15 protein-coding genes are annotated in these 11,236 nt (G+C 45.1%); 10 read left to right on the top strand and 5 right to left on the bottom strand.

Features of this window, described 5'->3' with window-relative positions:
* Nucleotides 1-22: 22 nt before the first annotated feature.
* From CAG64_RS11030 to CAG64_RS11005, 5 genes are all read right to left on the bottom strand, one after another.
* On the bottom strand, nt 23-346 hold the full coding sequence (locus CAG64_RS11030; RefSeq protein WP_161489314.1) for a hypothetical protein: 324 nt from the start codon (nt 344-346) through the stop codon (nt 23-25).
* A 35-nt stretch (nt 347-381) separates the two neighbouring features.
* Entirely contained in the window at nt 382-783 is a 402-nt protein-coding gene (locus tag CAG64_RS11025; protein WP_161489313.1) for a hypothetical protein, read from the bottom strand.
* A gap of 67 nt (nt 784-850) precedes the next feature.
* Complete coding sequence (locus tag CAG64_RS11020; RefSeq protein ID WP_161488837.1) at nt 851-1,294, bottom strand: hypothetical protein; 444 nt, start codon at nt 1,292-1,294, stop codon at nt 851-853.
* A 51-nt stretch (nt 1,295-1,345) separates the two neighbouring features.
* A complete protein-coding gene (locus CAG64_RS11015; RefSeq protein WP_202601094.1) occupies nt 1,346-1,774 on the bottom strand; it encodes a hypothetical protein in 429 nt (142 codons plus the stop codon).
* A gap of 1,349 nt (nt 1,775-3,123) precedes the next feature.
* The gene (locus CAG64_RS11005; RefSeq protein ID WP_161488945.1) at nt 3,124-3,492 is read right to left on the bottom strand and encodes a hypothetical protein; all 369 of its coding nucleotides are present in this window, start codon (nt 3,490-3,492) and stop codon (nt 3,124-3,126) included.
* A 208-nt stretch (nt 3,493-3,700) separates the two neighbouring features.
* On the opposite strand from CAG64_RS11005, the gene CAG64_RS11000 reads away from it, so the two are divergent.
* The 10 genes from CAG64_RS11000 (at nt 3,701) to CAG64_RS10955 (ending at nt 11,199) form a co-directional block, all read left to right on the top strand.
* Complete coding sequence (locus tag CAG64_RS11000; RefSeq protein WP_161488946.1) at nt 3,701-4,252, top strand: hypothetical protein; 552 nt, start codon at nt 3,701-3,703, stop codon at nt 4,250-4,252.
* On the top strand, nt 4,249-4,428 hold the full coding sequence (locus CAG64_RS10995; protein WP_161489312.1) for a hypothetical protein: 180 nt from the start codon (nt 4,249-4,251) through the stop codon (nt 4,426-4,428). The genes CAG64_RS11000 and CAG64_RS10995 overlap by 4 nt, the downstream gene beginning before the upstream one ends.
* A gap of 208 nt (nt 4,429-4,636) precedes the next feature.
* Nucleotides 4,637-6,196 carry a terminase gene (locus CAG64_RS10990; protein WP_161488947.1) on the top strand — a complete coding sequence of 520 codons (1,560 nt, stop codon included), beginning with the start codon at nt 4,637-4,639 and terminating at the stop codon, nt 6,194-6,196.
* A 12-nt stretch (nt 6,197-6,208) separates the two neighbouring features.
* On the top strand, nt 6,209-6,409 hold the full coding sequence (locus CAG64_RS10985; protein ID WP_161488948.1) for a hypothetical protein: 201 nt from the start codon (nt 6,209-6,211) through the stop codon (nt 6,407-6,409).
* Entirely contained in the window at nt 6,409-8,073 is a 1,665-nt protein-coding gene (locus CAG64_RS10980; RefSeq protein WP_161488949.1) for a portal protein, read from the top strand. Before CAG64_RS10985 ends, CAG64_RS10980 begins: the two co-directional genes overlap by 1 nt.
* A 2-nt stretch (nt 8,074-8,075) precedes the next feature.
* Nucleotides 8,076-8,417: a Bbp19 family protein gene (locus tag CAG64_RS10975; RefSeq protein ID WP_161488950.1), complete on the top strand. Its 342-nt coding sequence runs from the start codon at nt 8,076-8,078 to the stop codon at nt 8,415-8,417.
* An 8-nt stretch (nt 8,418-8,425) separates the two neighbouring features.
* Nucleotides 8,426-9,253, top strand: coding sequence for a hypothetical protein (locus CAG64_RS10970; protein ID WP_161488951.1), 828 nt, complete (start codon nt 8,426-8,428; stop codon nt 9,251-9,253).
* A 12-nt stretch (nt 9,254-9,265) separates the two neighbouring features.
* Nucleotides 9,266-10,255 carry a major capsid protein gene (locus tag CAG64_RS10965; RefSeq protein WP_161488952.1) on the top strand — a complete coding sequence of 330 codons (990 nt, stop codon included), beginning with the start codon at nt 9,266-9,268 and terminating at the stop codon, nt 10,253-10,255.
* A gap of 39 nt (nt 10,256-10,294) precedes the next feature.
* Nucleotides 10,295-10,726: a hypothetical protein gene (locus tag CAG64_RS10960; protein ID WP_161488953.1), complete on the top strand. Its 432-nt coding sequence runs from the start codon at nt 10,295-10,297 to the stop codon at nt 10,724-10,726.
* A gap of 11 nt (nt 10,727-10,737) precedes the next feature.
* Nucleotides 10,738-11,199, top strand: a complete 462-nt coding sequence (locus tag CAG64_RS10955; RefSeq protein ID WP_161488954.1) for a hypothetical protein — start codon at nt 10,738-10,740, stop codon at nt 11,197-11,199.
* Nucleotides 11,200-11,236 lie beyond the last annotated feature (37 nt).

Raw genomic sequence — 11,236 nt, 5'->3', positions numbered from 1 at the left:
CTGATAGCCGTGGTCGATTAAATTATCGGCTATTAATGGCTTGAACGTAATCCCCAACATTACAGATATGGCAGCAGATATAACCGGATAATGGAAAGAAATGTATTTTTTTTGCTTTGCTGAGAGGTTGACTTTCTTGACGACTAGCGAATATCCCCCCCAAAAAAACAAAGATCAACGAAATGTAAAGTAACAATGGAGCTACAGCAAAATAGTAGCTGACCTTTATTGTTTCGCCGTTGAGGTAATACACATCGTATATATCCTCAATACATAGGTAAAAGCCAAGTGGAATTGTAAATAGGCACACTAATGCGCCATATAGATGAAACAGTTTTTTATCCACTTGGCGTACTCCTGTTTGAATGATGTGAAAAATCATTATGCTTTTGAAGTTGCTGCATACTTGCCCCTATATACATAAACTTCTTTATCAAGCACCCACTGGAATGTTGTTTTTATATCGACAGTACGTTCAAGTACATATCCGTGGCTTACTAAGTTTTCGACGATCAATGGTTTGCCAATTATGGCTATCATGACTCCGAATAGAGCCGTGTAGATAGGGATGTAGGTGCCTATGATTTTTTTAGTTTTACTAGATAAGTTGATTTTCTTCCTAATTGGAAGGCTAATTAATCCCAATAGTGCAAGTAGCCATATTGAGGTGAGCAAGGGAAGCACGCCGAAAATATAGCTAACTTCGACTTCTTTTTTTGCCAAAAAGACACTCGCGTATAGACTTTCAGCCATTTCATACATTCCAAAAGGAATGATCGTCATTATGACTGCAGATCCAAGAACAAACAGTATTTTGTCAAACATTAATTAACCATGGCTTCGTGTACTTTTACTTGTGGTCTTTTTGCTTGACCTTGGCCAATTCTTGGCATTCCTCCGCTGTTGTTGCGTAAGTTTCACTAGAGTAGCGGCGTGATGAGCGGGAAAGGTCTTCACACTGTACATAACCATGTGCTTTGCTTTCCAATTGATACTTCAGAACACCAGCTAATGCTGGTGATAATACAGCTGCATTAATTAGTATCGAACTTACATAAAGACGGTTGAAATGAGATTGACGCCAACTGCCTTTCGTCACTATCGACATGGACAACGCAGAGATGCCAATAAAAAACATACCAAACATAGCCCACAGTGAGATGAATCCGCGTATCACTACATAGTTCGCATCTTCGTCAAACAACGTACTAAAGTTCTTAACAAGAAAAATAGTGGAGATAACGATGATGGCTACAGAGAGAAAAAACCGGAGTATGCGAATAAAACTGGTCATTGAGCTAACCTTTCAAGTTGCTTAGTTGTTTTAGTAAGCTGTGGCAATTTGTCAAAAGCCTGTATTTTTCTTTTCAAGCACGTAGATATCAGTATCCGGTCGCCAAGGAGCAGAAGCTCTAATTGTCTCTTTCAACTGATATCCGTGGTCAATTAAATAATTAACCATCGCTGGTTTTAAGTAGTACCCCATGAGTACGGAGCTTATTAAAGCTCCCAATGGCATATACACACCCAACGTTTTTTTTCCTAGGTCAGAAAGACTTATTTTCCCTTTAGAAAGCAAAGAAAAATTCCCTATGATAACGATGGATATAAGCCAAATAATAATAGGAGATATGGCAAAAAAGTAGCTCACTTCGATGATACTGCTGTTAAGTGAGTACACATTGTAGATATCCTCAAAACTTAGGTACAATCCAAAAGGCAGTCCAAATATACATAATAATGCGCCACATAAATAAGACAGTTTGTTAACCATTGGTTGCACTCTTCAATCCGTTTACAATTTGATCCTCTACTTTAAAGGACTCCCAAAGTTCACCAATTACCCAATCTACACCTACCCATAAAAGAACACCTGCTAAAATGGGCATCGTAATACCAAGCGCAACAGTGAGGCTTAGTAGGTAGGTACTTGAAACTAGAACGGCCATAGCCTTAAATAGGTCACTGCCTACGTTTCCAAACCAATCCACTAAGTGATAATCGTCATTANCCCTTGACGGTATCTTGTGCAAGCGTACCGAGCTGTTTGATTGTTGGGTTCGAGATTAAGTATGGGTGATTTTTCTTAATGTTGAGTCCATTTACCACGGCGTAATGCATTTTCCCGTCATTCCAAAGACTAGAAATAATGATTCGCTCTTTGCCTTTAGTGTCAACATATTGCTTTACAGTGACTCCCAAGCTACCTAACGCTTTTGAAACCTTGGCCGCGGCTACTAGCCCAACACCAATATCAACTTTAGAGTGTATATCCTCTAAGAGCTTCAATGTCTCAGTTCCGACAGTTTCACCTTCTTCATTTTTTTGCTTCCAAAGGTTTAATGCACATCGTGCTGCATCATCGACTGTCAGTATGCAAGTTTGAACGTGTCGTTCCTCCAAATATTTTTTCAAATCTTCTTTGAGGTTTTTATTCCATTCCTGCTCTGTGAAATCGTAGGCGCTTTGACCTGCACTGGTGGAACTCGATGAACTGTTTGAGAGCTTAGAGTATTGAGTTTCACGCTCTTGTCTTAGTTGCTCTATGCGTGCTCGTTGTTCTTGACGCTTTGCTTCCTGTTGCTTTTGTAATGGTGACCTAAGAGGGTTGACATTCATGGCCTGCTTTTCTGGTGACTGAGCATGAAATTGAGAAACTGCCTCATCGTAAGACATTCCCTCATATCCTTCGTCGTTTTCCCAGAAAACAGAATGTGGTGGGGGAAATGGATAACCCATTTCATCATGTTTAGCTGCTCTATCTTTGGTCATTGCTACACTCTACGTATTACAAACTGCAATGGCGCTATTTTACCTCTAAGTCATTTCGAGGCGAGATAGTTAAAAAGAGCGATTCAACAGTTATTTTGCCATAAAAAACAATGGTGGGCTAAGTGTCACATTTTGGGGTCTTGATATTTGGGGAAATTGAACTTTAGGGCGCATGACACTGCATAGCAGCTGGTGGATGACAAAAGTACTAATGCTCTAGAAGCGGGTCGCAGAATTTCGTCTCTAAGCTGGCTGCAAAGAGTAGAAGCTAAGACACTGAATGCGAGTCATACATATGACCACCTTTGCTTTGCTGCACTACAAACGGCCGTACCTGAAAAGGACGGCCGTTTAACCTACGTGAGCAGCTTTCCTAATCAGTACGAAAACGACTCCCGTTACAATCGCATCCCAAAAAATCAGATCAAAAAACTCCAACGGCCCTTGCTCCCAATAAATGATCGCCGGGTAGATGTATGAGAGGGCCCCCAAAGTAAGATAAGTCCATGATAAGAACATCAGTTCCTTTGCATTAAACAAGCTCACTTTTCTGAACATGGCCAGAAGTGCTGGTAACACAAAAAACGTGGATAGCATCTGAGAACCATTCAAGACTTTTTCTACAAGGTCACCAACATACTGATACCCAGAAAAAACAGATACAGAAATGGTGTAGAGCAGAAAAATAGTGAGAGCTAAATATCGATGTTTATCGGTCAAAAATTTTCTCCTTAACCTAGTTATACAACGAGATAAAAATTTCTCGTTGGAATCCTACCAAAAGTAAAAAATCATTTTCCCTAAAACTCTGCCTTTCTAGTTTGTTCCCCTGAAAACATGGGTAAACCTCAAACTTTCTGGCCGCTTTACACGGTATTCACTCGATAAACTCCGGGAAACAATAGGAGTTTTATAGGGTTTTCCGGAAATGTCAGAAGTAAAAAGCACATTCACAGAAGAACAAAAAAAATTATTTGATGCGATTAGCCGTAAATTGCAGCGTGAATTTTGTATCGAACTGATTAAGAACCACTTTAAAAATCAACGGGCTGCATACCTGGCGGCATGTGAAAAAATTAATCGTCAACCTTCAAAAAATCCTGATGTAAGTGCCAGTGAGATGGTTAGTAACCCTAAGATCTCTGCATTCCTCAAGTCTATACGCGACACCAGCGAATATCCGGAAGTGGAAAAAGCAATAGGGTCCTTTCGCGAAAAAAGGCAACTGCTCTGGGAGACTGTTCAACGTTGCGCGCAGAACGTGAGGCCCGTGATCAATATGCAGGGCGAACATTCAGTAACAGACGACAAAGACGGCGAGATTGCACTCGCTTACACGTTTGATGCAAAGGGCATTGTGTCGGCCATCGCTGAACTCAACAAAATGGACGGGGACCACGCAGCACAACGCGTTGAGATTGGCGCATCAGACGACCTGGTAAAAGCGATATTGGCGGGACGCAGGAGAACGAAAGAATGATCAAAGATATTGAAGAGATCCACGGATACCACGACACAAAAACAACGTACTGGCTTTGTCAGAATTGCGGCCACCGCTTCCCGGTTCCCTTTGATGGTGCGGGACACGTTTGGTTTCCTCCAGAGTGGGAAAATACTTGCTGCAGCAACACGAAGCCTAAAGCCTATGGATTGTAAAAAATAACCGCTTCACCCTGAGATTTAAGCGAAACGATTTTTAACACTGGCGCTACAAATGAACAGTGAAAAAAGCGTCGTTTTCTGCAGGGGAAAATAATCACTTTTAAGCGTTAGCAGGGATGATTCAAACGAACAGGAAAACTGAGGTGCGCTTTACAGGTAATATGTTAAATAGCCCTGTTTTCCTGAAAATTTAGGCGTTTCTATGAATCAGGAAATTGACAGCAAACAAGCTGAGTTAATGTTGGCTGAGGACATTGGCTCTTTCTACAATGACCCGCTCGGGTTTGTTCTCTATGCATATCCCTGGGATGATGATCCTGATCTGCAGTTGGTAGAGCTTCCTGAACCCTGGGCTAGCCGCTACAAAAGTAAATACGGCCCTGATGCGTGGTTCTGCGAAATGTGCGACGACTGGAAAGAGGCCATAGAGCTAAACGATTTCAACGGTAAGGACCCTGTTGATGCTTTTCTCTATGCCGTCGCCAGCGGCCACGGTATTGGTAAATCTTGCGGTTCAAGTTGGATTATTCATTTCGTTATGTCGACGCGTCCGCATTCAAAAGGCGTCGTGACGTCGAACACTTCTGATCAGTTGAAAACAAAAACGTGGGGCGAGCTTGGTAAGTGGACCGCAAAGCTAATCAACAAACACTGGTTCACGTATAACAACGGCAAAGGAAACATGAATTTCTTTCACAAGGAATTCCCTCAAACCTGGCGAGTGGACGCGCAAACATGCCGTGAAGAAAACAGTGAATCTTTCGCCGGTCTGCACTGTGCTAACTCAACGCCCTGGTATTTGTTCGATGAGGCGTCTGCAGTACCGGACAAAATTTGGGAGGTTGCCGAAGGTGGCTTAACAGACGGTGAGCCGTTCTGGTTTGTTTTCGGTAACCCTACGCGAAACGCTGGCCGCTTCCGTGAATGTTTCCGTAAATTCCGCCGCCGGTGGTTAAGAAAAAATATTGATTCCCGCACAGTCCAGGTAACCAACAAATCGAAAATTGCGCAGTGGCTTGAGGACTATGGCTTAGATTCTGACTTTTTTCGCGTCCGTGTTCGTGGTGTGTTTCCTTCCGCATCGAGTAACCAGAAGATCCCAACCGAGCTACTAGAGGGCGCAATGAGCCGCGTCAATAGCTCAATGGAGGGTGACGTTAGAGTGATGTCTCTCGACGTTGCCAGGGGCGGTGACGATGATTGTGTGTTTCGTTTCCGTGAGGGGCTTAACGGGCGGGTGCGTAAAAAAGTGGTTTTACCTGGTGCGCTTTATCGTGACTCAATGAAATTGGCCGCGAAGGCCATGCAACTGATCGACGAATTTGATCCGGATGTGTTTTTCATTGATACAACCGGCGTTGGTGGTCCCGTCGCTGACCGTATCAGACAGCTAAATCCAACGTGCTCAGTGTTTGATATTACGTTCTCTGAAGCTTCCCCTGACCCACATTACGCGAACATGCGCGCATACATGTACAACAATCTTTTGAAGTGGCTAAAAGCTGGTGGCTGTCTGCACTACGACGAGGATCTATTAACCGAGATAGGCGCCATAGAATTTGGTCACGACCAAAAAGACCGCGAATTACTTATCAAAAAAGACGACATCAAAAAAACGCTTGGATTTTCTCCGGATGATGCCGACGCCCTAGCGCTATTGGTTGCGCTTCCCGTTGGCCCGTCACACCGTCGTAACCGAAATAAGCCTACACGCAACGCTACCATGTGTGAAACCGAATACGACCCATACGCAGACGTTTAGAGGAAGTAAAAAATGTGTGTAGGCAGCAAACCAAAAGCACCAAATCTACCCGTCGCGCCGCCACCGGTGCAGATGCAAGATGAATCCGCGAAACAATCTGGAGAAGCAGAACGCCGCCGCCGTCGTTCTGCCAGTGGTTATCAGTCCACTGTGCTGGCTGGTCAACCATCACAAACTGGACGGCCAGCGCTTAAAACGGAGCTGGGTAGCTAATGATCGATAACGAAATTAGAAAGCGGTCTGATGGTATGTTTTCTCAGCTTGATAACGAATACACAACTTGGGAACCGCACTACAGAGACATTGCAATGATGCTCAATCCACGACGTCAGCGTTTTAACGTGGAAGACAGCAATCGACATTCGGCCGTTAACAGTAAGATTGTGGACCCGTCTGCAACGATATATTTACGTACGGCCATGGGGGGTATGTATTCAGGTATCACCAACCCGACAATGAAATGGCTGCGCTTCAACGTGGCCGACAAAGATTTAAACAAACGTCACTCTGTGCGTCTGTACCTGGATCAGTGTGCTGAAATTGTGTTGAAGATGCTCTTTAAGACAAATTTTTATAACTCAGTGCCGTCCGTGTTCATGGATATTTTGAGTTATTCAACAAGCTCGATTGGTGTGGAGAAAGACGAATATTCAGTATTACGATTTTTCCCCAATCCTATCGGCTCCTATCGCATAGCAACCAATGATCGTCTGTCTGTGAATACGCACGCTAAAAAACGAATGTGGACCGCAGATCAACTGGTGCGCCGTTTTGGGCTTGAAAACGTCAGCGAAGCGACAAAGAGCGCGTACAGCAATCACAACTATCAGCAACGTTTTGAAGTGCGGCATCTGGTGTTCGATAACCCTGACTTTATTCCTACGGCGTTTAGTGGCGTTCACAAAGAATTTGCGTCTGTCTGGTATCAGCCCGATGCAGAAGAGGGAAAAATCTTAAGCCGCTCGGGTTTCGATGAATTTCCTTTTTTTTGTCCACGTTGGGAGGCGTTAGGCGCGGACGTATACGGATCTTTTGGCCCTGGCATGTTGGCACTAGGTTCGATCAAAGGTCTTCAGGTGGACCAACGCAATAAACACACGGCCAACGCGTTGCAGATTAAGCCACCGATGGTGGGGCCTTCCACAATGAAAAACTCCGGTGCGTCTCTTGTACCAGGTGGGATCACTTTTGTGGATGGTGCGCAAGGCGTTGACCAGTTCAAACCAGCTTTCGCTACGAATTTTTCTACTTCTGAGGCGCTGGCCTCAATTGCTGATACGCGGGAGATAATCAAACAGGCGTTTTTCTATGACCTGTTTCTAACCGTTATTGATGTGCAGAAATCTGGTGTGACTGCTTATGAGATAGCGCAGCGTAAAGAAGAAAAAATGATCATGCTGGGCCCCGTTCTTTCTCGATTTGATGAGGAATTTCTTGATCCAACGGTGTCCCTTGGCTTTCGTGAGTGCCACCGGCGCGGAATGTTGCCCGATCCGCCTCTAGAGCTCGATGGGGTAGACATACAGATTGAATACATGGGGATGCTACACCAGGCACAGAAATCAATTGGGATTGCTTCCATTGAGCGCACCTTGGGATTTTACGGAAACATGGCAGCAGTATTCCCTCAAGTTCTGGACAAGGTAAACATTGATGCCGCTGCGGACATTTACGCGGATATCACCGGCACAACGCCAGAAATCTTGAACGATGAGGAAACCGTTAAAAACATTCGTGAGGGGCGGGCACAAGCGCAGCAACGTGAACAACTGGCCGCCATGGCTCAGCCAGCGCAGCAAGGCGCAGCAGCTGCAAAATTAATGTCCGAGGTGGATGTGAGTTCTGCTAATGGCCTGACCAACATGTTGGGGATCTAATTGTGGAATATGACCCATTTGATATAGAGAGCCAGGTCGAGCAGGACTTAGAGGAAGAAGGCGATGAAAAACGCCGCCAGGAAGCCGAGAGACTGACAAAACGCTATTACATGGATATGCGTTCTGTCCTGGACACGGCGCACGGTAGAAATGTTCTCTGGTGCCTTTTAGAAAAGTACGGCGTTATGCGTGAAACTTTTTGCGGAGAGAACACACATAGCGCTGCATACAATCAAGGCAAATCAGCTGCAGGGCGCGAATTGTTGAATGACATTCTGACTGCAGACGGTGATGCCTACATCAAGATGATGCAGGAACACCGAGAACCTAAAGAAGCTGAATAGGGGAACTCATGAAAAAAACAGCTCTTGCCGCTTGTATGCGAAGTGATTTTAAACCGCAAAAGAATAGCGATCTGTTATTCACGGCTAACGTGGGCGAGTTTTTCCAATCTCGCCATCATTCTCACATTTGTTTTGCTGATGCTGCAGAAGGCGCGGAAGGTGGCGACACTGGCGGCGCTGAGGAAGGTGCATCTGACAGCGTTTTAGGTGGTGACGGCGACGACAATAACAACGACAACGGCCACGATAAGCAAGACGACAAGGACGACGATCAAAAGAAGGGTGAAGACGGCGACGACAAAGACGAAAAGGATGACGAAGACAAAGATCAAGGCGCGCCGGAAGCATACGAACTGCAGTTACCTGAGGGCATGGAGTTAGACCAGGAATTGTTTGATAAATTTGAGCCGCTTTTTCGTGACGCAAACCTGACCAATGAACAAGCCTCTAAGTTTGCATCCGCTTTTGGTGAGCAACTGCCAGTGATGATGGAACAGGTACAACAGGACACAATTAAAAGCCTTACTGATACGTGGACCGCTAAAAATCAGCAATGGATCGAGCAACTGAACAGTGATTCTGAGTTTGGTGGCAAAGATGCGAAAGCAAATTTCAATGTTGCGAAATCTGTCATCGACCGTTTCGGCGGCGATGAAGATGGCAAGAAAGCGATCCGCTCTGCACTGAATGAAACCGGTGCAGGTAACCATCCAGAAATCATGCGCCTACTTTATCGCGTCGGTAAAGCCATGGCCGATGACAAATTGGCAGACCTTGGGGAAAGCGGTGGTAAAGGTGAAGTCGACCTATATCCAAACTCTCCAAATTTGAAGTAAGAGGTAATAGTTATGTCTTTAAAAGGAAACGGTCTACCTAACATCATTGATGTGATGAACCTTGTCGACCCAAACGGCTCACCGATGCAGGTAGCCACACTGCTAACGGAAGAAAACCCGATCATTGTAGATATTCCGTTTTTTGAAGCTAACCAAGCAATGAGCCATGTTGAAGTCGTTCAAACTGCGCTGCCTAACTCAGAAGTCCGTTTGTTTAACCGGGGTGTAAAAATCTCCAAAGGTCGTACAGCGAAAATTGAAGATGGGATTGCCATGTTCGAACAGCGTTCAATGATCGATGAAGAGATCGCGAACCTGAACGGCAATAAAAAATCTTGGCGCATGAACGAAGACCGGGGACACCTGGAAATCATGGCGCAAGATATTTCAGATCAAATTTTTTATGGCAATGAGAATTCTGGTGAGGATAACACCTCCGGTCTTGCAGCCCGTTACGGCTCTCTGTCTGGCGAGCTTGGTAAGTACGTGATCGACGCTGGCGGCACTACCGGCAAATTGACATCCATCTATGTTGTTGTGTGGGGGGAGCAGACTGTTAACGCTCGTTATCCAAAAGGCCAGGGTAAGCAACTGCTACAAATGATCGACAAAGGCCTGCAGGAAGTCACTGACAACGACGGACGCCGTATGTCTGTTTATGAAACGCAGTACAAATCAAAGATTGGTGTGTCCGTAAAAGATCATCGCTACGTTGTGCGTATTGCAAATATTCCGGTTGATAAGCTGGATAAAGCGGGTGCCGATGTCGATTTGTGGGATCTGCTCAACTCTGCGGAGCACATCATCAAAAAAGTCATTCCAGGTAAAACTTATGCGTACATGAATCGCACCGTGGCCGCGTACCTAGATAAACAATCCCTGAACAAAGAAAACGTGCGACTGACACAAGAAAAAGTCGACGGCACGTTGTTGAACAAAGCGCGTGAAATCATGTTCCGTACTTGTGATTCCGTTCTAAACACAGAATCCCGCGTCGTTTAATTTATGGAGAGGTCCGGAGCAATCCGGGCCATAAAGATTATGGCTTTAGATTACGAAACAATTCTTTGTCAGAAACAAGCGATTACAGTCAAGGCTAACAGTGAGCATACAATCGCAATCAATGTGTTCCAGGGACAAAACGAAGGACCGAGCAAGATCCCTTTCTTTGTCCGTGTTGATGAAGCGTTTGCAACCACTACAGCGGTGAACTTTGAGATCATTGGTAGCAATGCCGAAGATATGAGCAACCCAATTGTGATCGATGCATCTGGTGATATTGCAGTTAACGACCTGGTTCCCGGGTTCGTGTGGAAAGGTTATTTAAACCATCACAAGCCAGTTAAATATCTGGCTTTACGCGCAACACCTGACACGGACGCGACTGCAGGCAGCATCACTGCAGCGTTCTCGCTGTACAACACTCAGCACGCTGGTATTTATAAATCAGCTGGCGAAATCCAAATCAATTAAGGCGGTAACCGATGATTCTACGAGTACGAGCAAAAGAAAAATGCTTTTACCAGGGCATGCTGAAATCTGAAAACGCCGTCTTTGATTGGGTAGCCGACGAGGAATATATCAAGTTGGCGAAAGATCAGAAAAAGCAGATTGTTGACGTTCTGCCGTCTTACCTTGAGCTAGTTGGCAATGCTAAAAAGTTTGAGTTTGACGACGAAGACGACAACGACGGATTAGAGCTAGGTACTGGCGGACTGAACCTGGTAGATACTCCTGAGCCTGAGAAAAACAGTCGAAACGTCGATGAAGAAAAACAGCGTGAACAGTTGATCCGTGAAGCACTAACAAAGCTGGACCATGGCAATGATGACCACTGGACTGATGGGGGCAAAGTTAGCCTATCCGCGTTAAAAGATGTAGCGGGCTTTAAAGTCAGCCGCGCTGAACTGGATGCCGTAGCGCCTGAGTTTGAGCGTATCCAATAAGGCTATTTGTCTGTAAGTATCAAAACTTTTGCCCCCG

The organism is Vibrio sp. V38_P2S17PM301, from assembly GCF_009904845.1.
In the GTDB taxonomy this organism is placed as follows: domain Bacteria; phylum Pseudomonadota; class Gammaproteobacteria; order Enterobacterales; family Vibrionaceae; genus Vibrio; species Vibrio proteolyticus.
The sequence above is the reverse complement of the archived record's forward strand: the minus strand, read 5'-3'. Positions and strand labels throughout refer to the sequence as shown.

Bases quoted from the DNA above. Each gene is read 5' to 3' on its own strand.
- CAG64_RS11025 (WP_161489313.1), bottom strand. From the start codon at position 783: ATGACGATCATTCCTTTTGGAATGTATGAAATGGCTGAAAGTCTATAC.
- CAG64_RS11020 (WP_161488837.1), bottom strand. From the start codon at position 1,294: ATGACCAGTTTTATTCGCATACTCCGGTTTTTTCTCTCTGTAGCCATC.
- CAG64_RS11015 (WP_202601094.1), bottom strand. From the start codon at position 1,774: ATGGTTAACAAACTGTCTTATTTATGTGGCGCATTATTATGTATATTT.
- CAG64_RS11000 (WP_161488946.1), top strand. From the start codon at position 3,701: ATGTCAGAAGTAAAAAGCACATTCACAGAAGAACAAAAAAAATTATTT.
- CAG64_RS10995 (WP_161489312.1), top strand. From the start codon at position 4,249: ATGATCAAAGATATTGAAGAGATCCACGGATACCACGACACAAAAACA.
- CAG64_RS10990 (WP_161488947.1), top strand. From the start codon at position 4,637: ATGAATCAGGAAATTGACAGCAAACAAGCTGAGTTAATGTTGGCTGAG.
- CAG64_RS10985 (WP_161488948.1), top strand. From the start codon at position 6,209: ATGTGTGTAGGCAGCAAACCAAAAGCACCAAATCTACCCGTCGCGCCG.
- CAG64_RS10980 (WP_161488949.1), top strand. From the start codon at position 6,409: ATGATCGATAACGAAATTAGAAAGCGGTCTGATGGTATGTTTTCTCAG.
- CAG64_RS10970 (WP_161488951.1), top strand. From the start codon at position 8,426: ATGAAAAAAACAGCTCTTGCCGCTTGTATGCGAAGTGATTTTAAACCG.
- CAG64_RS10965 (WP_161488952.1), top strand. From the start codon at position 9,266: ATGTCTTTAAAAGGAAACGGTCTACCTAACATCATTGATGTGATGAAC.
- CAG64_RS10960 (WP_161488953.1), top strand. From the start codon at position 10,295: ATGGCTTTAGATTACGAAACAATTCTTTGTCAGAAACAAGCGATTACA.
- CAG64_RS10955 (WP_161488954.1), top strand. From the start codon at position 10,738: ATGATTCTACGAGTACGAGCAAAAGAAAAATGCTTTTACCAGGGCATG.